The sequence below is a fragment of the Pseudomonas sp. AC083 genome (assembly GCF_979253165.1).
In genome coordinates, this window is the sequence record NZ_CEEDDH010000005.1 from 147,653 (window position 1) to 168,337 (window position 20,685).

Annotated in this window: 19 protein-coding genes and 1 pseudogene; 9 read left to right on the forward strand and 11 right to left on the reverse strand. The window is 59.1% G+C overall.

All coding sequences use genetic code 11. The features are described from left to right. Positions 1 to 163: 163 nt before the first annotated feature. A complete protein-coding gene (ompR, locus tag AC0IXA_RS10985) occupies positions 164 to 904 on the forward strand; it encodes an osmolarity response regulator transcription factor OmpR (protein ID WP_016772186.1) in 741 nt (246 codons plus the stop codon). Between the two features lie 114 nt (positions 905 to 1,018). Beyond that, positions 1,019 to 2,332, forward strand: a complete 1,314-nt coding sequence (locus tag AC0IXA_RS10990) for an ATP-binding protein (RefSeq protein ID WP_016770645.1) — start codon at positions 1,019 to 1,021, stop codon at positions 2,330 to 2,332. Between the two features lie 105 nt (positions 2,333 to 2,437). Here AC0IXA_RS10990 and rimK read toward each other — a convergent pair whose 3' ends face one another. Genes rimK through rimA form a run of 3 tightly spaced genes read right to left on the reverse strand, consistent with a single transcriptional unit; the run spans position 2,438 to position 4,615 of the window. Next, positions 2,438 to 3,343: a 30S ribosomal protein S6--L-glutamate ligase gene (rimK, locus tag AC0IXA_RS10995; protein WP_024011184.1), complete on the reverse strand. Its 906-nt coding sequence runs from the start codon at positions 3,341 to 3,343 to the stop codon at positions 2,438 to 2,440. Continuing rightward, positions 3,340 to 3,819 (reverse strand): retropepsin-like aspartic endopeptidase RimB, encoded by a 480-nt coding sequence (gene rimB, locus AC0IXA_RS11000; RefSeq protein WP_016772184.1) that lies wholly within the window; start codon positions 3,817 to 3,819, stop codon positions 3,340 to 3,342. The genes rimK and rimB overlap by 4 nt, the downstream gene beginning before the upstream one ends. A gap of 16 nt (positions 3,820 to 3,835) precedes the next feature. After that, positions 3,836 to 4,615, reverse strand: coding sequence for a S6 modification regulatory phosphodiesterase RimA (rimA, locus tag AC0IXA_RS11005; protein WP_133337474.1), 780 nt, complete (start codon positions 4,613 to 4,615; stop codon positions 3,836 to 3,838). 114 nt (positions 4,616 to 4,729) lie between these two features. On the opposite strand from rimA, the gene AC0IXA_RS11010 reads away from it, so the two are divergent. Continuing rightward, positions 4,730 to 5,137 (forward strand): RNA-binding S4 domain-containing protein, encoded by a 408-nt coding sequence (locus AC0IXA_RS11010; protein ID WP_471813021.1) that lies wholly within the window; start codon positions 4,730 to 4,732, stop codon positions 5,135 to 5,137. A gap of 97 nt (positions 5,138 to 5,234) precedes the next feature. Here AC0IXA_RS11010 and AC0IXA_RS11015 read toward each other — a convergent pair whose 3' ends face one another. Continuing rightward, positions 5,235 to 6,035 (reverse strand): phosphatase PAP2 family protein, encoded by an 801-nt coding sequence (locus AC0IXA_RS11015; protein WP_122693213.1) that lies wholly within the window; start codon positions 6,033 to 6,035, stop codon positions 5,235 to 5,237. Positions 6,036 to 6,142: 107 nt separating this feature from the next. On the opposite strand from AC0IXA_RS11015, the gene hslO reads away from it, so the two are divergent. Further along, positions 6,143 to 7,045 (forward strand): Hsp33 family molecular chaperone HslO, encoded by a 903-nt coding sequence (hslO, locus tag AC0IXA_RS11020; protein WP_471813023.1) that lies wholly within the window; start codon positions 6,143 to 6,145, stop codon positions 7,043 to 7,045. A 181-nt stretch (positions 7,046 to 7,226) separates the two neighbouring features. After that, entirely contained in the window at positions 7,227 to 8,768 is a 1,542-nt protein-coding gene (locus AC0IXA_RS11025) for a phosphoenolpyruvate carboxykinase (RefSeq protein ID WP_101156859.1), read from the forward strand. A 108-nt stretch (positions 8,769 to 8,876) separates the two neighbouring features. Here AC0IXA_RS11025 and nadS read toward each other — a convergent pair whose 3' ends face one another. The 3 genes and pseudogenes from nadS to AC0IXA_RS11040 all read right to left on the reverse strand — a co-directional run bounded on the left by nadS (position 8,877) and on the right by AC0IXA_RS11040 (position 10,959). Beyond that, a complete protein-coding gene (gene nadS / locus AC0IXA_RS11030) occupies positions 8,877 to 9,164 on the reverse strand; it encodes a NadS family protein (RefSeq protein WP_016772178.1) in 288 nt (95 codons plus the stop codon). Between the two features lie 2 nt (positions 9,165 to 9,166). Continuing rightward, a pseudogene (locus AC0IXA_RS11035) lies at positions 9,167 to 9,480 on the reverse strand (type II toxin-antitoxin system RelE/ParE family toxin). A 336-nt stretch (positions 9,481 to 9,816) separates the two neighbouring features. Beyond that, positions 9,817 to 10,959, reverse strand: a complete 1,143-nt coding sequence (locus AC0IXA_RS11040; protein WP_471813025.1) for a hypothetical protein — start codon at positions 10,957 to 10,959, stop codon at positions 9,817 to 9,819. 274 nt (positions 10,960 to 11,233) lie between these two features. On the opposite strand from AC0IXA_RS11040, the gene AC0IXA_RS11045 reads away from it, so the two are divergent. The 3 genes from AC0IXA_RS11045 (at position 11,234) to AC0IXA_RS11055 (ending at position 15,040) form a co-directional block, all read left to right on the forward strand. Continuing rightward, on the forward strand, positions 11,234 to 13,168 hold the full coding sequence (locus tag AC0IXA_RS11045) for a RecQ family ATP-dependent DNA helicase (protein WP_471813027.1): 1,935 nt from the start codon (positions 11,234 to 11,236) through the stop codon (positions 13,166 to 13,168). A gap of 124 nt (positions 13,169 to 13,292) precedes the next feature. Continuing rightward, positions 13,293 to 14,519 (forward strand): 3-hydroxyacyl-CoA dehydrogenase, encoded by a 1,227-nt coding sequence (locus tag AC0IXA_RS11050; protein WP_471813029.1) that lies wholly within the window; start codon positions 13,293 to 13,295, stop codon positions 14,517 to 14,519. A 101-nt stretch (positions 14,520 to 14,620) separates the two neighbouring features. Continuing rightward, complete coding sequence (locus AC0IXA_RS11055) at positions 14,621 to 15,040, forward strand: acyl-CoA thioesterase (RefSeq protein ID WP_231990980.1); 420 nt, start codon at positions 14,621 to 14,623, stop codon at positions 15,038 to 15,040. A 55-nt stretch (positions 15,041 to 15,095) separates the two neighbouring features. On the opposite strand, the gene AC0IXA_RS11060 is transcribed toward AC0IXA_RS11055, so the two are convergent. The 4 genes from AC0IXA_RS11060 to AC0IXA_RS11075 form a co-directional block, all read right to left on the reverse strand. After that, positions 15,096 to 15,581: a glycine zipper domain-containing protein gene (locus AC0IXA_RS11060; RefSeq protein ID WP_471813031.1), complete on the reverse strand. Its 486-nt coding sequence runs from the start codon at positions 15,579 to 15,581 to the stop codon at positions 15,096 to 15,098. Between the two features lie 274 nt (positions 15,582 to 15,855). After that, positions 15,856 to 18,204: an FdhF/YdeP family oxidoreductase gene (locus tag AC0IXA_RS11065; RefSeq protein ID WP_313871260.1), complete on the reverse strand. Its 2,349-nt coding sequence runs from the start codon at positions 18,202 to 18,204 to the stop codon at positions 15,856 to 15,858. Beyond that, positions 18,201 to 19,040, reverse strand: coding sequence for a formate dehydrogenase accessory sulfurtransferase FdhD (gene fdhD, locus AC0IXA_RS11070; RefSeq protein ID WP_016772170.1), 840 nt, complete (start codon positions 19,038 to 19,040; stop codon positions 18,201 to 18,203). The genes AC0IXA_RS11065 and fdhD overlap by 4 nt, the downstream gene beginning before the upstream one ends. A 92-nt stretch (positions 19,041 to 19,132) precedes the next feature. Beyond that, positions 19,133 to 20,020, reverse strand: coding sequence for a LysR family transcriptional regulator (locus AC0IXA_RS11075; protein ID WP_341638373.1), 888 nt, complete (start codon positions 20,018 to 20,020; stop codon positions 19,133 to 19,135). Positions 20,021 to 20,158: 138 nt separating this feature from the next. On the opposite strand from AC0IXA_RS11075, the gene lysM reads away from it, so the two are divergent. Next, positions 20,159 to 20,608: a peptidoglycan-binding protein LysM gene (gene lysM / locus AC0IXA_RS11080; RefSeq protein WP_016772168.1), complete on the forward strand. Its 450-nt coding sequence runs from the start codon at positions 20,159 to 20,161 to the stop codon at positions 20,606 to 20,608. Positions 20,609 to 20,685: the final 77 nt, after the last annotated feature.

A 20,685-nucleotide genomic window follows, 5' to 3' on the forward strand; every position in this document is an offset into this window, starting at 1 on the left:
AAACGCCGCGCATTATAACCAGCGTTCTGTCATTCGGGGGCGTTGCAGGCTGTAGGCATAAACCCCGGTTTTCTGGCAGTGAAGGAAAAATCTGCTAACAATGCACACGGTGCGTATAACGACAGCTACGCCATAATGCGCGCCGAGCTAAAAGGAGCATCCAATGAGCAGCACTGCACAAACGGCTGAAGGCGAAAAAATTCTTATCGTTGATGACGATCCGGGGCTGAGCAGCCTGCTGGAGCGTTTCTTCGTCAGCAAGGGCTACCGTGCCCGTACCGTTCCGAACACCGAGCAGATGGACCGTCTGCTGGCGCGTGAAGTGTTCAATCTGGTCGTCCTCGACCTGATGCTGCCGGGCGAAGACGGCCTGACCGCGTGCCGCCGCCTGCGCAGCGCGAACAACCAGATTCCGATCATCATGCTCACCGCCAAGGGCGATGAGCTGAGCCGTATCAAGGGCCTTGAACTGGGCGCCGACGATTACCTGGCCAAGCCGTTCAACCCCGACGAGCTGATGGCTCGGGTCAAAGCGGTATTGCGCCGTCAGGCCGCACCGGTGCCGGGCGCACCGGGCAGTGAGGACGAAAACGTCACCTTCGGTGATTACGTTTTGTCGCTGGCGACCCGCGAGCTAAAGCGTGGCGATGAAGTGCACATGCTCACCACCGGTGAGTTCGCTGTACTCAAGGCGCTGGTAATGAACGCGCGTCAGCCGCTGACTCGCGACAAGCTGATGAACCTCGCCCGTGGCCGTGAATGGGATGCGCTGGAGCGTTCCATCGACGTGCAGATCTCGCGTCTGCGCCGGATGATCGAACCCGATCCGTCGAAACCGCGCTACATCCAGACCGTCTGGGGCGTGGGTTACGTGTTCGTACCGGATGGCACCGCCACCAAGTGATCGGTGATTTGTAGGAGCGGGTCTGCAAGGCTCTGGCCGCACGGCCATTGCCACAGACTCGCAATCCGCAATATGCGAGCATTGCTCGCTCCTGCAAGTGTGTAGCGGTTAAAGATGAAAACCCCCGTCTGGTTCCCCCAAAGTTTTTTCTCCCGCACCCTCTGGCTGGTGCTGATCGTCGTGCTGTTTTCCAAGGCGCTGACCCTGGTTTATCTGTTGATGAACGAGGACGTGCTGGTGGATCGCCAATACAGCCATGGCGTCGCTCTGACGCTGCGCGCCTATTGGGCCGCCGACGAAGAAAACCGCGCAAAAATCGCCGATGCCGCGACCCTGATCCGCGTGGTTGGCGCCGGTGTGCCGGAAGGCGAGCAGCACTGGCCGTACAGCGAAATCTACCAACGTCAGATGCAGGCGGAACTGGGTGCCGACACCGAGGTGCGTTTGCGCATGCACTCGCCACCAGCGCTGTGGGTGAGGGCGCCGAGTCTGGGCGATGGCTGGCTGAAAGTGCCGTTGTATCCGCATCCGCTGCGCGGCCAGAAAATCTGGAACGTGCTCGGCTGGTTCCTCGCCATCGGCCTGTTGTCGACAGCCTCCGCATGGATTTTCGTCAGCCAGCTCAACCAGCCGTTGAAGCGTCTGGTGTATGCCGCGCGGCAACTCGGCCAGGGCCGCAGCGTACGTCTGCCGATCAGTGATACGCCGAGCGAAATGACCGAGGTTTATCGCGCCTTCAACCAGATGGCCGAGGACGTCGAACAGGCCGGGCGTGAGCGCGAGCTGATGCTGGCGGGGGTTTCTCACGACTTGCGTACACCGCTGACGCGCTTGCGCCTGTCGCTGGAACTGATGGGCGATCACACCGACCTCACCGACGACATGGTTCGCGATATCGAAGACATGGACGCGATTCTCGACCAGTTCCTCGCGTTCATTCGCGATGGTCGTGATGAGTCGGTGGAAGAGGTCGACCTCAGCGATCTGGTGCGCGAAGTCGCCGCGCCGTACAACCAGAACGAAGAGAAAGTGCGTCTGCGCCTGGAACCGATCCAGCCGTTTCCGCTGCGTCGAGTGTCGATGAAACGCCTGCTCAACAACCTGATCGGCAACGCCTTGAACCATGCCGGCACGGGAGTTGAGGTCGCGGCTTATGTGTCCGGAGATACCAGCGCGCCGTATGTGGTCCTGAGCGTGATGGACCGTGGCGCCGGGATTGATCCGTCCGAGCTGGAGGCGATCTTCAACCCGTTTACCCGAGGTGATCGGGCTCGCGGTGGCAAAGGCACCGGGCTGGGGCTGGCGATCGTGAAAAGGATTGCGGCGATGCATGGCGGCAATGTCGAATTGCGCAACCGCTCCGGGGGTGGACTTGAGGCCCGCGTGAGATTGCCGCTGGGATTGATGTTGCCGAGAGATGCGGTTTAGAGGCAGCTGCAAGCTACAAGCTACAAGCTACAAGCTACAAGCTACAAGCTACAAGCAAGAGCGACTTCACTTGCCGCTTGAAGCTTGCCGCTAGCAGCTGCTTCTCTAGCCCTTGCCCTTGGTGCGGGTCATATTCGGCCCGCCATTCTTTTCCAGATGCTCGATGATGATCCCGGCGACATTCTTGCCAGTGGTGGTCTCGATGCCTTCCAGTCCCGGCGACGAGTTCACTTCCATCACCAGCGGCCCGTGATTGGAACGCAGGATATCCACACCCGCCACTGCCAGGCCCATGACCTTGGCCGCGCGCAATGCGGTCATGCGTTCTTCCGGGGTGATCTTGATCAGGCTGGCGCTGCCGCCGCGATGCAGGTTGGAACGAAATTCGCCCGGTTTGGCCTGGCGCTTCATTGCGGCGATCACCTTGTCGCCGACCACGAAGCAGCGGATATCCGCGCCGCCGGCTTCCTTGATGTATTCCTGAACCATGATGTTCTGCTTCAGGCCCATGAACGCTTCGATCACCGACTCTGCCGCCGTCGCGGTTTCGCACAGCACCACGCCGATGCCCTGAGTGCCTTCGAGCACCTTGATCACCAGCGGTGCGCCGTTGACCATGGCGATCAGATCGGGGATGTCGTCCGGCGAGTGGGCAAAGCCGGTGACCGGCAAACCGATGCCGCGCCGCGATAGCAGTTGCAGCGAACGCAATTTGTCCCGCGAGCGGGCAATGGCCACCGACTCGTTGAGCGGGAACACGCCCATCATTTCGAACTGACGCAATACCGCGCAGCCGTAGAACGTCACCGACGCGCCGATCCGCGGGATCACCGCGTCGAAACCTTCCAGCGGTTTGCCGCGGTAATGGATCTGCGGCTTGTGGCTGGCAATGTTCATGTAGGCGCGCAAGGTGTCGATCACCACCATTTCATGCCCGCGCTCGATTCCGGCTTCGACCAGACGGCGGGTGGAATACAGACGCGGATTACGCGACAGCACAGCGATCTTCATGCAACACCTGTGGAGGAGGTAGATACCGGGAACACCGGCTTGTCTTGTACATACTTGATGCCCGGATTGACCACCAACTGGCCATCGATCAGGGCTTTGGAACCGAGCAACAGGCGATAACGCATGGACTTGCGGCAGGCCAGGGTGAACTCTACCGGCCAGACCCGATCGCCCAGGGCCAGCGTGGTGCTGATCACATAGCGCACTTGTGCATGGCCGTTGGAGCTCTTGATGGTTTTGCGCGTGACCAGCGGCGCTTCGCAGCGCCGGTGACGCAACTGCACCACCGTGCCGAGATGCGCAGTGAAGCGCACCCATTTCTCGCCGTCGCGTTCGAACGGTTCGATATCGGTGGCGTGCAGGCTGGAGGTGCTGGCGCCAGTGTCGATTTTGGCGCGCAGGCCGGCGACTCCCAGGCCCGGGAGCGCCACCCACTCGCGCAGACCGACAACGGTCAAATGATCAAATGTCTTCAAAGAAAAAAACCAAGGGTTAACGCTTCCAGGCCTCGTCCGGCACCTGGGCCAATGCTTTGAATGCGGGTCTGGCGAACCAGTAGCCCTGCATCAGGAATATTCCACAGTCCGCGAGGAAATCCCGTTCCCCGGCGCTTTCTATGCCTTCGGCAATGACTGTAACGTCCAACTCCGCACACATTGTGACAATCCCCCGCACGATCACCTGACGGACACGGTCCTGGTCAACATCGCGGATCAGCGCCATGTCGAGTTTGATCAGGTCCGGTTGGAAATCAGCCAGCAGATTGAGCCCCGAATAACCGGCACCGAAATCGTCGATGGCGGTCTTGAAGCCGAATTCGCGGTATTCACGCAGAATATTGGTCAAATGGCGATAATTATCTACGTGCTCGATTTCCAGGGTTTCGAAAATCAGCCGGTCGATCGGAAAGTTGTGTTTGCGTGCGGCCTCCAGCGTGCTGCGAATGCATAGCTCTGGACGGTAGACGGCGTTGGGCAAAAAGTTGATCGACAAGTGTGTCTGCATATTAAGGCTCGCCGCGCCTTCGATGGCGCGGGTCCGGCAGAGCTGGTCGAAACGGTAGCGGTTATCTTCTGTAACCTGATTTAACACCGATAGTGCACCTTCCCCGGCCACGCCTCGCACCAGCGCTTCATGGGCGAATACCGATTGGTCGCGCAGGTCGACGATCGGCTGGTAGGCGAAGGCAAAATCGAAGTCCAGCGGCTCGCTCTGCTGGCAGCCCTGGCAACCGCCCTTGGGTGAGGTCAACGAAGATGGAAATTTAGTCACGGTCACTCCAGGCCGGTCAGGCGGCGAAGATCACAGTCTATCTGGAGGGCCGAGTTCTTGCGCCCGACAGAAACGGTAGTACAGTTCCGACTACTGGCTGAGCGAGGAATTCATATGGGACAGAAGCAGGAGGAGGACGACAAGGTCCGTCTCGATAAATGGCTATGGGCAGCGCGTTTCTACAAGACCCGTGCATTGGCCAAAACCGCCATTGAAAGTGGCAAGGTGCATTGCCGTGGCGAGCGCTGCAAACCGGGCAAGGAGCCGCGCATCGGTGATGAGTTCGAGATTCGTACCGGCTTCGAAGTGCGCACGGTGAGGGTCGAGGCATTGTCGATCGTGCGTCGTGGCGCACCCGAGGCGCAGACCTTGTATGCCGAGACCGAGGCGAGTGTCGCCAAGCGTGAAGCGGCTGCGGCAATGCGCAAGGCAGGGTCGTTGGGCGTGAGCACCGATGGCAAGCCGAGCAAGAAACAGCGGCGTGATCTGTTCAAGTTTCGCGGTAGCAGCAACGAAGATTGAAACGTTGTGCCGGCCTCTTCGCGAGCAGGCTCGCTGCCACATTCGATCGAGTCGTCTGTGGCAGCGAGCCTGCTCGCGAATCGAGTACGACGCGGTATCAGGCGCTACGCACCACACTCATCCGCGACACCATCGGCAGCTTGCCCAGCAGCGCGAAAACCGGCGCGGTCAGCTTCAACCAGAAGTTCGCCGCGTGCCAGGCGAACGGCGTGTAGTAACCCCAGCCCAACGCCCACACCGCCAGCAGCACGCCGCCGATGTAATCGTCCTGTCCCCAATGCGCACCGGCCACCAGACGCGGCAGCATGAACAACACTGCCAGACCCCATACTGTTAGAAATTGTCCGACGGTGCGGCTGAACACGCCCATGAACAATGCCCAGATCAACAGCACTGAGGCATGATCACCGGGGAAACTCTGGCCGGAACGGTCCTTCAGCTCCCAGGTTTTTTCCAGGTGCGGAAAGTAATCGCTGATGTGCACGGCGCCCTCAAGCACCATTGACGGGCTGCTGTGCTGCCAGCCCATGTGATCGGCGAATTTGGAAAACAGCGCGCGGATCACCACCATCAGCAGCAGGATCGAGAAAAAACCGAAGAACGCGCGACGCACGTCGATCGCCCTGAAGACCCAGTCGCCCTTGATCAGCAGCGTCAGCAGAATCAGTCCGACGACGATGTCGAACGGGCGCAGACTTGCAATTGCCCAAATGTGGAGCCATATCGGGTTGCTGGCCAGCGGTGCATTCAGCGAGCGGAACAGCCACTCGTCGAAAATCACACACAGCATCTGGCCGGTAGGCCATAACCAGAAAGCCAGCAGCGCCAACGGCACTACGTTACACAGAACCAGCCGGCCGAGGTTCCACCTTGATTGGAACAAACCCGGATTGTTCATAAAATGCCTCCCATGGCGAAAAAGCGCCGGCACCAAAAAAAGTGCCAGCAAGCGCAAATTTTCACGTTTTGTAATCATTTTGTCATCACATTCAGATACCCAGACCTATGACCGACCTAGCGGATACCGATTTCACTCAACGCTTCATCTTCGATGACAGCGACACTCGCGGCGAACTGGTAGCGCTGGAGCGCAGCTACGCCGAAGTCCTCGCCAAACACCCCTACCCGGAGCCGGTCGCGCAGTTGCTCGGCGAACTGATGGCGGCCGCGTCGTTGCTGGTCGGCACGCTCAAGTTCGATGGCTTGCTGATCTTGCAGGCGCGTTCGGAAGGGCCTATTCCGCTGCTGATGATCGAGTGCTCCAGCGAGCGTGAGATCCGTGGTCTGGCGCGTTACAACGCCGAGCAGATCGCCGCAGACGCCACCCTGAGCGATCTGATGCCGGACGGCGTTCTAGCCCTCACCGTCGACCCGACTGTTGGCCAGCGCTATCAGGGCATTGTTGATCTCGACGGCGAAACCCTGTCGGATTGCTTCACCAACTATTTCGTCATGTCGCAGCAGGTTGGCACGCGCTTCAAGCTGTTCGCCGACGGTCGTCGTGCCCGCGGCATGCTGCTGCAACAACTCCCCGCCGATCGCTTGAAAGACGAAGAGGATCGCGCCGCCAGCTGGCAGCACGTTACCGCGTTGGCCAGCACTTTGAGCGCCGATGAGCTGCTGAGCCTGGACAACGAAACCGTCCTGCATCGCCTGTACCACGAAGAACAGGTGCGCCTGTTCGATGTGCAGCATTTGCGCTTCAGTTGCAGTTGCTCGCGGGAACGCTCCGGCAATGCGCTGGTCAGTCTTGGGCTGGAAGATGCGCTGGCGCTGGCAGCCGAGCAGGGCGGTAAAGTCGAGATCGATTGCCAGTTCTGCAATCAGCAGTACCTGTTCGACGCGGCCGATATTGCTCAATTGTTCGCTGGCGCAGGCGTCGATACGCCGTCAGATACCCGTCACTAAAACGGTTCAGCGCAGGTAAATTCACTGCGTAATGACGGAATATCGCCGTTACGACGGGAGGACCCTACTCTTTTTGGGCTTTTCTGGCATAATCCGGCCCACTTTTTTCGCGGTAGTAGTGCACGACTTTCTACTACAAAACGTTTGGAGCACACTCGGCCACTGGCCGACGGGGAACCTCATGACGCAAGCCAATAACGCCGTGTACACCGATCTGAGTGTTGATGATCTGGTAAAAGAAGCCCTGAATCGCGGTGAAGGCGAGCTTGCCGATACCGGCGCTCTGGTTGTTCGCACCGGTCACCGCACCGGCCGCTCGCCAGTCGACCGTTTCATCGTTGAAGAACCGTCCACCCAGGCCGCTATTGCCTGGGGCCCGATCAACCGCAAGTTCCCGGCCGACAAGTTCGATGCCCTGTGGGCTCGCGTCGAGGCCTTCAACAACGCGCAAGAGCACTTCGTTTCCCACGTGCATGTAGGCGCGGCGGAAGATCACTACCTGGCCGTGAAAATGACCACGCAGACTGCCTGGCAGAACCTGTTCGGTCGTTGCTTGTTCATCAACCCGGCCCAGTACAACCCGGCTGGCCGTGAAGAATGGCAAGTGCTCAACGTCGCCAACTTCGAGTGCGTGCCTGAGCGTGACGGCACCAACTCCGATGGTTGCGTGATCATCAACTTCGCGCAGAAGAAAGTGCTGATCGCCGGCATGCGTTACGCCGGCGAGATGAAGAAAGCCATGTTCTCGGTGCAGAACTTCCTGCTGCCGGCCGCTGACGTGCTGCCAATGCACTGCGCTGCCAACATCGGCGAAGAAGGCGATGTGACCCTGTTCTTCGGTCTGTCGGGCACCGGTAAAACCACCCTGTCGGCTGACGAAAGCCGTTACCTGATCGGTGACGATGAACACGGCTGGGGCGAAGGCGTGGTGTTCAACATCGAAGGCGGTTGCTATGCCAAGTGCATCGACCTCTCCGAGAAGAACGAGCCGGTTATCTGGAAAGCCATCAAGCACGGCGCAGTGCTGGAAAACGTCGTCATCGACGATGCCAAGCACGCCGATTATGCCGATGTCAGCCTGACCCAGAACAGCCGCGCCGCCTACCCGCTGGAGCACGTTGCCAAGCGTTCCGAGAAGAACCTGGGTGGCGAGCCAAACGCGGTAATCTTCCTGACCTGCGACCTGACCGGCGTGCTGCCGCCAGTGTCGATCCTCAACGAAGAGCAAGCGGCCTACCACTTCCTGTCCGGCTACACCGCACTGGTGGGCTCGACTGAAATGGGTTCGGGCAGCGGCATCAAGTCGACCTTCTCCACCTGCTTCGGCGCACCGTTCTTTCCGCGTCCGGCTGGTGAGTACGCAGAACTGCTGATCAAGCGCATCCGCGGCTTCGGCTCCAAGGTCTACCTGGTCAACACCGGCTGGACCGGCGGCGGCTACGGCGTCGGCCAACGCTTCAACATCCCGACCACCCGCGCGGTGATCGCAGCGATCCAGAGCGGCGCACTGATCGGTGCCGCCACCGAGCACCTCGACACCATCAACCTCGATGTGCCACTGGCCGTTCCGGGCGTCGACACCAACCTGCTCAACCCACGCAACACCTGGGCTGACAAGGCGGCGTACGACGAGGCAGCGAAAGCATTGGCCGGTCTGTTCATCGAGAACTTCAAGAAGTTCGAAGTGAGCGACGCGATCAAGGCGGCTGGGCCGAAGTTGTAAGTAGCGGTTTGCAGTGAATAAAAAACCGCCCTTTGGGGCGGTTTTTTATTTCCGATCTGAAATGCAGCTTGGTTGGACGTCAAAGACGTGGCTTGCCCTGGCTATGTGTCAATCAGCCAGTGCACTCAGCACATGGACAGGATCGTTATGAATGGCCTTGAGTAGTGCTTTGGCCGGGCCAGTCGGCTGACGACGACCTTGCTCCCAATTGCGTAACGTTCCCAATTGGACATCGATCAAGGCTGCGAACTTTGCCTGCGTCATTCCCGTCGCTTTGCGAATCTGTTTAACCTGTAATGCATCCACATAGAATTCGCGGGACGGCTTTTTTTCACCCCGAAGAATCTCATCCATTTCCTGCACGCTTTCCATCAGCTCATCAAAAAACTTGCTCATGGTTACCTCCAGTTTCCAATCATGGCCTTCAGTGCTTTCCGTTCGTCATGGGTAAGATCCTGCTGCTCGTTTTTTGGATAATCATCAACAACGCGATCTGTGATGCTGAAACGAAGTGGTAGTAGATAACCCGTGCGCCACCCCGTTTGCCTTGGCCTTTGGAGGCGACTCGTGCTTTACGCACCCCGCCGGTTCCTTCGATTACATCGCCAATAGACGGGTTTGCGACCAACTGCTTTTGAAAGGTGGCGTAGGCATCGTCGTCCAGTAACTCTCTTACTCGGCGGGTGAAGACTGAAGTCTCAATAAAAATCATGGTCAATGTACGCCAGTGACTTACTTTCAGGCAATGCTGAAGTGTTGATAACGATGACTGGTGCCTGGTCGCCGACAGATGATTGGCGGCGATCAGGCTGCTCGCCTTAGGCAGGGGCTTTCCAGTTGAGCATCTGTGTCTGCGCGACTTGCAGCAGCTCGCAGCCGTCCTGTCAGCAGGTACAGAGCGTGGGTGATGTGGGTGTCGCTGATCAAAGCAGCGACACCCACGACTATAGGTTCGCACCACCGCCTCGCGATAGCCGACAAGGCATCGCGTGAAGTAGGAATGGGACGAACAAAGCGCCAGACGTTGCTACCGATTCTTCAACGCCTTTCAACGCAGATGCTGGTAACCGGAAATATCCAGCAGGCTTGTGGTCAGTCCGGTCGCCGGCCGGTAGATCGTGCCTTTGACTGCCGAGAATGGCACGCCGTTGCTGCCCAGCGAGACATAGCGTTCACCTTTATCCAGCTCGGTGAAGTAGGTGTAGGACTGAGTATGCATCTTCTTGTAGCGAGCTTCGTCGCTGACGATGGCGCCGGTGAGGCGGCGCAGGTCGGTATCGTTCAGGTTGAGAGTTTTGCTCAGTGGCGCGCCCCAGCGCTTGAGGCAGGTCTCGGCGAGATGGCGAACGATGCGGCCGGGCTCGATCAGCGCGTTGAGGTCGCTGCTGCTACTCGGCTCGCCGCCGAGCGCCGTGGCGTTGCCAGCAAGGGTGGCGTGGCGACCGGCCATTGGATAGATCGAAGTCCTGGTGCCGGTAGCGGTTTGCGGGATCACGCAGCTGAAGCCTTTTGAGCGCTCGTCGCGGGCATAGAAAGCGATGTATTCCTTGACGTTGGATTCGAGTTTGACGCGGTTTTCCTGGAAGTTGCCAATTCCCGGGACTGGATCAATCGCAAAGATATTCACCGGAATATGTTTGAGCGCAGCGTCCCTGGACATTGCATTGGCAAGCATATGGCAACTGATACCACCCCGGCTCCAGCCGAGCAGATTGACACGCGTCGGAATAATGCCGTCCTTGCGGAAAGTCTTGATGATCTGTTCCTGCAACTTCTGTTGCGTGATACTCCGGTCGCCATAGTTGTACTGGCGCCAGAACCAGGAGCCTTCCACTTTTACATCTTCAATAGGAATACCTGCGGCTTTCAGACGGTTATATTCTGCCTCGGTAAGTTGTTTACGCTGCCAATCGCATTTGCCTTTGATGATATTCAACGCGTGCTGCACGTTTTCATCCCAGCCTTTGCCGAACAGCGTGCCGGACAAGCCGTATTCAGACGTCTTGGTGAACAGGTCGTCGGCTTGCAGATTGCCGCTGCCAGGGCCGTCGACGACGATCCACTCGGCAAATTCGCGTCCGCTGTGGTGTGCAGCGAGCGTAGAAACGATTTCGCCGTCCCAGAAGCTTTTATGGTTTTCGTCAAACTTGTTGGAGCCGGTGCCGCAGAAAAAGATTGTTAAAGTTGTCATTTCGTTGCTCTTGCTTATGAATAAGAGCGGTCAAGTTAGTTTGAAGTGTTTTTATAAATAAAGGGTGCTGTTGTGTCTGCGTTTGTAATTTTTAAGTTTGTTATATATATGTAGCTTGGTTTTTCGAAAGTTTGTCGAGACGCTTCGATTGTTACACGCTTGGTTTTCGCTTCCCATGTATCATTCAGTATCGATTCAACCCCGACCTTTTCTCGACTCGCTGCAATCGCCCGCTAGGCTTTGGGCATGGCAGCAGTCAAAGGAGTGACAGTAAATGCACCACACCCTGGAACAGGTTTTTGGTTATCCACAGTTTCGCCCCGGTCAGGAGGCCGGTGTCAGCGCGGTGCTGGCGGGGCGCTCCGCGGCGGCAATCTTTCCCACCGGCTCCGGCAAATCGCTTTGCTATCAGCTGCCGGCGCTTTTACTGCCACACCTGACATTGGTGGTTTCGCCGTTGCTGGCGTTGATGCAGGATCAACTGGCGTTTCTCAAGCGCCACGGTATCTCCGCAGGCAGTATCGATTCGGCGCAGAGCCGCGAGGATGCCAACGACGTCATGGCCCGTGCGCGTTCGGGGGAATTGAAGATTCTGATGATCTCCGTCGAACGCCTGAAAAATGAGCGCTTCCGCAATTTTCTGCAGCAGGTGCCGATCTCGTTGCTGGTAGTCGACGAAGCTCACTGCATTTCCGAATGGGGCCACAACTTTCGGCCGGACTACCTGAAATTGCCGGACTACCAACGTCAGTTCAACATCCCGCAGGCCTTGCTGCTCACCGCCACGGCGACACCAAAAGTCATCGCCGACATGCAGGCCAAATTCGCCATATCTCCAGACGATGTAGTGACCACCGGTTTCTATCGGCCTAACCTCAACCTGCTGGTCGAGCCTGTACGCGGTCAGGACAAGCGCCGGCGTCTGGTCGAATGGATGAGCGAGCGTCCCGGGCAACCGAGCATTGTCTACGTGACGTTGCAGAAGACCGCCGAGCACATCGCCGAGCATCTTCAACACAATGGAATTCAGGCCGAGGCATACCACGCAGGTTTGCCCCACGATCAGCGTGAAGACATTCAACGCCGCTTCATGGCCGGGCAGACCAATTGCATTGTTGCCACCATTGCCTTCGGCATGGGCATCGACAAGAGCGACATCCGTAACGTCGTGCATTTCGATCTGCCCAAATCCATCGAAAACTACAGCCAGGAAATCGGCCGCGCCGGGCGTGACGGGCAGCCCTCCGACTGCCTGGTACTAGCGAATCGCGACAGCCTCAATGTGCTGGAAAACTTCGTCTACGGTGATACGCCCGAGCGCGACGGGATTCGCTATGTGCTCAATGAACTCGAAGCCTCGGTCCCGGAAGGGCAATGGGAGTTTCTGCTTGGGCCATTGGCGGATCAGAGCAACATTCGCTCGTTGCCGTTGAAGACTTTGCTGGTGCAGCTGGAACTGCGAGGCCTGATCGCGCCGCGCTACGCTTATTACGCTGAATACCGCTTCAAATATCTGCTTGAGCCTGAAGCATTGCTCCAGCGCTTCGAAGGCGAACGCAGGGACTTCGTTGCGGCGATCATCAGAACGTCCACGCGAGCACGCACCTGGGCCACAGTAGATTTCGAGGCGATGTATTCGCAGTATTCCGCCGAGCGCAATCGCGTGGTGACAGCGCTTGATTACTTCCAGGAAAAAGGCTGGGTCGAGCTTGAAAGCAAGCAAATGACCGAGGTTTACAGCCTGCTGCAAAGTGATTTTGCCAGCGACGCCCTGAGCGCTGAGCTGCACGAGTATTTCACTCGCCATGAACGGACTGAAGTGGCGCGAATTCACGCCATGCTTGAGGTGTTCGCCACCGAACGCTGCCTCGGCTATCGCCTGGCCGAGTATTTCGGTGACCAAAATGCCCCTGAACATTGCGGCCATTGTTCGGTATGTCACGGCCAGATCGCGCGGTTGCCCGAGCCGCCGCCATTGCCGCCGCTTGTGGATAAAAACTTCGCGCAGCTGTGTGGTGAATTTATCCACAGGCATGAGCAGCACACAGGCAGCCTACCGACGGCCGAACGCCTGACGCGGTTCCTGTGCGGAATCAGCGTGCCGTTGTTCACCAAACTCAAGGCGCGGGCGATACCGGGTTTTGCTGCGTTGGAAGAGTATCCCTACGCAAAGGTCCGCGAGTGGGCGGACAGTCACTTGCTCGATTGAGCAGAGAGTCTGTGGGCGCTGCATCCATCCGCTGAATGTCGACCATCACGCTAATAAACTTCAAAAAGCGTCGTGGCCTGACTAAGGTTGGAATCTGTCTTTGGGCCACCCACAAGAGAACAACATGAGCCAGACAAGCTTCGAGATTCAGCAGGCTGCCGTGATCGGCGCGGGCACCATGGGCCGTGGCATCGTCATGTGCCTGGCCAATGCTGGCGTGAACGTGCAATGGGTGGATAACAATCCACAGATGCTTGAGCAGGCGCTGACGACGGTCGCGCAAACTTATGCACACAACGTGCGCCAGGGCCGCATTGATCAGGCCGAGGCGGATGCGCGAATGGCTCGCGTATCTGCAGCGGCGGATTACGCGGCGATCCGCAACGTCGATCTGGTGATCGAAGCGGTGTACGAGAACCTCGAACTGAAGCAGAAGATTTTTCGCGAACTCGATGGTCTGCTCAAGCCTGAGGCCCTGCTGGCGAGCAACACCTCGGCGCTGGACATCGACGCCATCGCGGCTGCGACCCGGCGCCCGGCACAGGTGCTGGGTCTGCACTTCTTCAGCCCCGCGCACATCATGAAACTGCTGGAAATAGTGCGAGGTGCGCAAACCTCACCAGCGGCCCTGGAAGCAGCGCTGGCGCTCGGCAAGCGCATGGGCAAGGTCAGCGTGGTGTCGGGCAACTGTCACGGTTTTATCGGCAACCGCATGCTGCATCCGTATGTACTCGAAGCGCGCAAGATGCTCCTCGAAGGTGCTTATCCACAGCAGGTGGATGCCGCGCTGCAAGGTTTCGGCTTCGCCATGGGGCCGTTTCGCATGTACGACGTTGTCGGCATCGATCTGGAATGGCGTGCTCGGCAGCTAGCTGGCAAGGGGCAGGATGCGCCCGAGGTTCAGGTGGATAACCGCCTGTGTGAGATGGGCCGGTTCGGGCAGAAGTCCGGCAACGGCTACTACCACTATGAGCCGGGCAGTCGCCAGGCCGAGCATGATCCGGAAGTGGATGCACTGGTGCTGCGAGTCAGCGAAGAACTGGGTTTCCAGCGTCGAGACATCGGCGCCGAAGAAATCCTTGAGCGCTGTTTGCTGGCGATGGTCAACGAAGGCGCGAAGATTCTGCAGGAAGGCATTGCCGGCTCGGCCCATGACATCGATCTGGTGTATTTGAACGGCTATGGTTTTCCAGCAGAAAAGGGTGGGCCGATGGCCTGGGCGGATCAGCAGGGGCTAGCGGGTATCCATCAGCGCTTGCTGGCGCTGGAGACACGCCAGGGCGATCAGTGGAAGCCGGCGCGATTGATTGGCGAACTGGCGGCGCAGGGGAAGGGGTTTGCTGATCGTTGACACCGGTCGGGTGTGCTGACGCCTTCGCGGGCAAGCCCGCTCCCACAGGTAAAGTGTTCGTCCTCACGATCAAATTAAGTAAGAAAATGCGAGAACCCTGAATGAATCAACGCTCCGACTACCCCCACTTCCAGCCCATCACCACACGCTGGCATGACAACGACGCCTACGGTCACGTCAACAACGTTACCTACTACAGCTTCTTCGACACGGCGGTGAATACCTACCTGATTCAGGTCGGTGGCCTGGATATTCATGACGGCGAAGTGGTGGGATTCGTAGTGAGTTCGGCCTGCGATTACTTTGCCTCGATCGCTTTCCCCGATCTGATCGAGATCGGACTGCGGGTCGGTAAGCTGGGCAACAGTTCGGTGCAATACGAACTTGCTGTGTTCAAGGTTGGCGAAAGCGAGGCGTGTGCGGCGGGGCGGTTCGTGCATGTGTTTGTCGATCGCGCGAGCAATCAGCCGGTGCCGATTCCGGCAGGTTTGCGTGGGGCGCTGGAGCGGCTGGTGGTTTAGACGTGCAAAAAAAATCGCAGCTCAAAAGCTGCGATTTTTTGTTCATGCCTTCGCCTTAGTGGTGGCGATAGTACTTGTGATGCTTGCGGTGGCCGTAGGCATGGCCGCGGCCTGGATGACCACGGTCGCGGTAGTAGCGACGGTCATCATGGCCACGGTCGTAGCGACGATCATCATCGCCGCTCTTGTTGCCCATGTAGTTACCCAGCGCGCCGCCTGCACCGCCACCAGCGGCGGAGCCGATCAGGCTGCCGGTGGTGCCGCCGAGACTGCGGCCAACCACGTTACCGCCGGCTGCACCCAGTGCACCACCAATGGCTGCTTCGCCACGGCTGCGCTTGTCTGCGCCGACCGCACTACCACCCGCGCCGCCCAGGGCTGCGCCGATGGTGGAACCTGTATTGCCGCCTAACGATTGACCGACGACCGAGCCAAGAACCCCGCCCAATGCGCCGCCCACACCTGCTTCGGTGGTGCCTCCGGCAGAAGCGAAGCCACTGACCAGGCCAAGGGACAACAAGAGAATCGAGGAGAACTTCATAGAGGATGAGCCTCAAAGGGATGACGGCGCCGATCCTGAAGCTCTGCAATGGGCGTGACAATCAAAATCCGACGAATAACACGACTTGTATACAATATTGCAAGTTACTGTTTTTTCACCGGAACTTAACCGATTTTCGCCGGTCTTTAGCTACTTCGGACAGGCCGTTTTCATGCAAAAACGGCCTTTTTTGTGGGCGGTCGAAAATCTTCGCCACGGCAGATCTGTTGACAGGTCGATCGCTTTCGCGAGCAGGCCGGATCTGGCTCCGCGGTTAAGCGGATTTAGCCATGATCAACCCAGTCTCACTCGCCGCTTCCAGCCGGATCGCAATGAACTTCGACGTTGGCGTGTGGCTGCCATCCCCCGTACTTTCCAGCGGCACCAGCGGATTGACCTCTGGATAGTACGCCGCCGCCTGCCCCGCAGGAATATCGAACGCCAACAATGTAAAACCTTTCACCCGACGCTCGCGACCGTCGTCCCAGATCGACACGATGTCGGCCTTCTGCCCTGGACGGAAGCCCAGACGAATGATGTCGGCCTCGTTGGCGAACAGCACGTCACGCTGGCCCTTCACGCCACGGTAGCGGTCGTCGAGACCGTAGATCGTCGTGTTGTACTGATCGTGGGAACGCATCGATTGCAGGATCAGATCCGGCACCTGGCCGGTGGCACGGGTGCGCTCGTGAACCAGATCTTTCGGCAACTGGTTGGCGCGGAAGTTGGCCCGGCCTGATGGCGTATTCCACTTGCGTGCCCCGGCGGAATTGCCCAGATAGAAGCCGCCCGGGTTTTTGATCTTGTCGTTGAAGTCTTTGAAATTCGGGATGGTGTCGGCGATCAGTTCGCGAATGCGTCCGTAATCAGCCACCAGCCAGTTCCAGTCGACCGGTTGGCTGCCCAGAGTGGCGGCAGCGATGCCGGCGATGATCGACGGCTCCGAGCGCATCTGGTTCGACAGCGGCTGCAACTGGCCGTTGGACGCGTGGACCATGCTGAACGAGTCTTCCACGGTCACCGCTTGCGGGCCTTCGGTCTGGATGTCGATGTCGGTACGGCCCAGGCACGGCAGGATCAACGCGTCTTTGCCGTGAGCGAGGTGGCTGCGGTTGAGTTTGGTGCTGATCTGCACGGTCAGGTCACAATTGCGCAGCGCTTCGAAGGTGCGCGAGCTGTCCGGCGTGGCCTGGGCAAAGTTGCCGCCCAAGCCGATGAACACCTTGGCGCGACCTTCGGCCATCGCATGAATCGCCTCGACCACGTTGTGGCCATTGTGGCGCGGCACCTTGAACTGGAAGCGACGCTCCAGCGAGTCGAGGAACGCCACCGGTGGACGCTCGTTGATGCCCATGGTGCGGTCGCCCTGCACGTTGCTGTGACCACGCACCGGGCACAGACCGGCGCCAGGTTTGCCGATATTGCCGCGCAGCAGCATCAGGTTGGCGATTTCCTGAATGGTCGGCACCGAATGACGGTGCTGGGTGATGCCCATGGCCCAGCACATGATCACGTTCTTGCCTTTGGCGTACATGCGCGCGGCTTGCTCGATCTCGACCAGGGTCAGCCCCGATTGCTCGACGATCTGCTCCCATGAGGTGTCGTCGACAGTGGCGAGGTACTCCAGCACGTTGGCGCTGTGAGCATTGAGGAAGTCATGATCGAACACCGCTGGCTCACCAGCTTTCTGCGCATCGCGTTCCCATTGCAGAAGGAACTTGGCCATGCCGCGCAGCACCGCCATGTCGCCGCCGAGTGCCGGGCGGAAGTACGCAGTGTTGGTCGGCTTGTCGCCGTTGGTGAGCATTTCGATCGGGTGCTGTGGATGCTGGAAGCGCTCCAGACCGCGCTCTTTCAGCGGATTGATGCACACCACCTGAGCGCCGCGTTTCACCGCTTCACGCAACGGTTCGAGCATGCGCGGATGGTTGGTGCCAGGGTTCTGGCCCCAGACGAAAATCGCGTCGGCGTGTTCGAAGTCGTCGAAGGTTACCGTGCCTTTGCCGACACCGACACTCTGCGCCAACGCCACGCCGCTGGCCTCGTGGCACATGTTCGAACAGTCAGGGAAATTGTTGGTGCCGTAAGCCCGCACGAACAGTTGATACAGATACGCCGCTTCGTTGCTGGCGCGCCCCGAGGTGTAGAACTCTGCCTGATCCGGGCTCGGCAGATTGCGCAGGTGCTTGCCGATCAGAGCGAAGGCATCTTCCCAACTGATCGGCTTGTAGCGATCGGACTCGGCGTCGTAGACCATCGGCTCGGTCAGGCGGCCCTGATATTCCAGCCAGTAATCGCTCTGCTCCAGCAGCGAAGTGACGCTGTGCTTGGCGAAGAATTTGGCATCGACGCGACGCTTGGTCGCTTCCCAGTTCACCGCTTTGGCGCCGTTCTCGCAGAACTTGACCATGCCGCTTTCCGGCGAATCACCCCAGGCGCAACCTGGGCAGTCGAAGCCGCCATTCTGGTTGGTCTTGAGCATCATGCGCAGGTTTTTCAGGGCGTTGTCGCTGGTCAGCCACGCCTGGGCCACACTGATCAGGGCGCCCCAGCCGCCGGCGGCACCTTTGTAAGGCTTGTAGCGCGGGACAGGTTTCTGGTCGGCTTGATGATGTTGGCTCACGCTTGATTCTCCATCGCGGGGCTGTACACCCGCGGCGCACTTTTCTGCGGCAGGTGGATGAGATTGAGGTTGTGGCGCCGGGCCCATTGCACGGCGAGGCCGGTGGGTGCCGACAGGCTGACCAGGGTCTGGATCCCGGCACGCAAGACTTTCTGGATCAATTCGAGGCTGCAACGGCTGGTGACGATCGCCAGGCCGCCTTCGGTGGAAATCTTCTGGCGTATCAGTCCACCGATCAGCTTGTCGAGGGCGTTATGGCGGCCGATGTCTTCACGACCGAGCAGCAATTCGCCGCTGGCATTCATGAACACCGCAGCATGCACCGCGCCGCAATGCTGGCCGAGCGGCTGGAAGGCGCCGATGCGCTGGCGCAAACCGTCGAGCCATTCGATCGGTGGCAGGGCTGCGCCCGGCAATACCTTGAGATCGGGCAGCGCCTGTTCAACGGCTTCAACGCCGCACAGTCCGCAGCCGCTGGTACCGGCCAACTGCCGACGCTGCTGTTTGAGGTTCCAGAACGCGCGGTTGGCAATGGTCACCTGCGCGTATTGCGCCGAGCCTGCGCCTGTCAGTTGCAGATCGTAGATATCGCTGGCGTCTTCGATGATGCCGCTGCCGAGGCTGAAACCGACGATGAAATCTTCAAGGTCGGTCGGTGTAACCAGCATCACTGCCTGGCTGATGCCGTTGTAGGCGATCGCCAACGCGACTTCCTCGGCCAGCGCGGTGCTGGCCGATGCCTCAAAGGGTAGATCGCTGTAGCTGTAGGTCTGGCTGGCGGCAGGCGCGGGCGTTTCAATTGCTGGCGCCGCGCAGGCTGGGCGCTTGGCGTTCATGGCATCACCGACGGTTTGATCTAGGTCAAGACTAGGCGCGGCAAGTTGTCGCGTCTAATCGCTATTACCGATCTACCGATAGATGCCGTCGATCAAGCGTCTTTTGACGATTTGTGATAAAGCGCGAAACAGGCTTCTGCCAGCGCTGAACGCGGCGCGCCACGGCGCATGATCAGCCCCAGTGGCGCGAGGGTGTGGGCATTTTCGATCGGTTGCAGACGCAGGTGATCAGCGAGGGTTTCCGCGCCGCCATCAAGCGGCATGATCGCGCAGCAAAAACCGCCGTGTACTGCTTGCAGCAGTTGATGCACGGCGTCGGTTTGCAACAGCGGTTGCGGGGTCAGGCCACGGCTGTGGAAGTTGTGGTCGATGGACTGGCGAAAGTGCATGCCGCTGGTGAGCATGCACAGCGGCAGTTCGATCAGCGACTCCCAGCTCAGGGGTTCTTCGCCGAAGTTGAACGAGCGCTCGTCATAGAGCAGGCCCATGCGCGTCTCGTTGAAGGCCAGCGAATCGAAGCGCTCGCTGTCCAGGCGCTCCAGATACGACACGCCAATGTCGATGCGGTTGTTCGCCAAGTGTTCGAGCACTTGCTCGGAGCTCAGCGACGACAGCTCGAAGCGCAAGTCCGGGTGCGCCGCGTGCAGTCGTTGCATCAGCGGCAAGGGATCGAAACTCGACAGCGGCACCACGCCCAGGCGCAGCGTACCGATCAGGTTGCCGCGACAGGCCGCCGCTTCCGCCTGCAAGCCGTCGTAAGCCGCCAGCACCGTGCGCGCCCACGCCAGCACGCGCTCGCCCGGCGCGGTGAAACCTTCGAAGCGCTGGCCACGGTTGACCAATGGCAGATCAAGTTCTTCTTCGAGGCTGCGCAAGCGCATCGACAGGGTCGGCTGGGTGATGTGGCAGCGCGCGGCGGCCTGGCCGAAATGGCGGGTTTCGTCGAGGGCGATGAGGAATTTCAGCTGCTTGATGTCCATCTTCGCTCCGGGCGGTTGGCGGGGTGTGGCGATTCTACCGCCTGCGGCGCGGCAGCGTCATTGGTCGGACCGGAACCGGGTTTGGCTAGGGTGGTCTAGGCTTGGACGACTGACCCTTTATTACATGGAGTGAATGCAATGAGCCTGTTCAGTTTTTTGAAAGAAGCCGGTGAAAAGATTCTCGATGCGCTGACGCCGGACAAGGCCGAGGCCAACAGCGCAGCGCTGACCAAGCACGTGCAGGAAGCGCTGACCGGTATCGATACGTCGAAGATCCAGGTCAAGGTTGAAGGCGAGAAGGTCATCGCCACGGGTGAAGCGGCGAGTCAGGAAGAGAAAGAAAAGATTCTCTTGGCCCTGGGTAACGTCGCCGGCGTGAGTGGCGTGGACGATCAGATCACCGTGACGGGTGGCGTTGCCGCTGCTGCAAAATTTGTCACGGTCGAGAAGGGCGACACGCTGAGTGCGATTTCCAAGCGCGTGTATGGCGACGCCAACCAGTACAACAAGATTTTCGAGGCCAACAAACCTCAGCTCAAACATCCAGACAAGATCTACCCGGGACAAGTACTGCGTATTCCCGAATAACATTCGAAAGCGCTTTCGCGAGCAGGCTCGCTCCCACATTTGAAACGCATTTCAGTGTGGGAGCGAGCCTGATCGCG

What these genes read in the sequence shown, in the direction of transcription:
- ompR (WP_016772186.1), top strand. Translation starts at nt 164, where the DNA reads ATGAGCAGCACTGCACAAACGGCTGAAGGCGAAAAAATTCTTATCGTT.
- AC0IXA_RS10990 (WP_016770645.1), top strand. Translation starts at nt 1,019, where the DNA reads ATGAAAACCCCCGTCTGGTTCCCCCAAAGTTTTTTCTCCCGCACCCTC.
- rimK (WP_024011184.1), bottom strand. Translation starts at nt 3,343, where the DNA reads ATGAAGATCGCTGTGCTGTCGCGTAATCCGCGTCTGTATTCCACCCGC.
- AC0IXA_RS11010 (WP_471813021.1), top strand. Translation starts at nt 4,730, where the DNA reads ATGGGACAGAAGCAGGAGGAGGACGACAAGGTCCGTCTCGATAAATGG.
- AC0IXA_RS11015 (WP_122693213.1), bottom strand. Translation starts at nt 6,035, where the DNA reads ATGAACAATCCGGGTTTGTTCCAATCAAGGTGGAACCTCGGCCGGCTG.
- hslO (WP_471813023.1), top strand. Translation starts at nt 6,143, where the DNA reads ATGACCGACCTAGCGGATACCGATTTCACTCAACGCTTCATCTTCGAT.
- AC0IXA_RS11025 (WP_101156859.1), top strand. Translation starts at nt 7,227, where the DNA reads ATGACGCAAGCCAATAACGCCGTGTACACCGATCTGAGTGTTGATGAT.
- nadS (WP_016772178.1), bottom strand. Translation starts at nt 9,164, where the DNA reads ATGAGCAAGTTTTTTGATGAGCTGATGGAAAGCGTGCAGGAAATGGAT.
- AC0IXA_RS11040 (WP_471813025.1), bottom strand. Translation starts at nt 10,959, where the DNA reads ATGACAACTTTAACAATCTTTTTCTGCGGCACCGGCTCCAACAAGTTT.
- AC0IXA_RS11045 (WP_471813027.1), top strand. Translation starts at nt 11,234, where the DNA reads ATGCACCACACCCTGGAACAGGTTTTTGGTTATCCACAGTTTCGCCCC.
- AC0IXA_RS11050 (WP_471813029.1), top strand. Translation starts at nt 13,293, where the DNA reads ATGAGCCAGACAAGCTTCGAGATTCAGCAGGCTGCCGTGATCGGCGCG.
- AC0IXA_RS11055 (WP_231990980.1), top strand. Translation starts at nt 14,621, where the DNA reads ATGAATCAACGCTCCGACTACCCCCACTTCCAGCCCATCACCACACGC.
- AC0IXA_RS11060 (WP_471813031.1), bottom strand. Translation starts at nt 15,581, where the DNA reads ATGAAGTTCTCCTCGATTCTCTTGTTGTCCCTTGGCCTGGTCAGTGGC.
- fdhD (WP_016772170.1), bottom strand. Translation starts at nt 19,040, where the DNA reads ATGAACGCCAAGCGCCCAGCCTGCGCGGCGCCAGCAATTGAAACGCCC.
- AC0IXA_RS11075 (WP_341638373.1), bottom strand. Translation starts at nt 20,020, where the DNA reads ATGGACATCAAGCAGCTGAAATTCCTCATCGCCCTCGACGAAACCCGC.
- lysM (WP_016772168.1), top strand. Translation starts at nt 20,159, where the DNA reads ATGAGCCTGTTCAGTTTTTTGAAAGAAGCCGGTGAAAAGATTCTCGAT.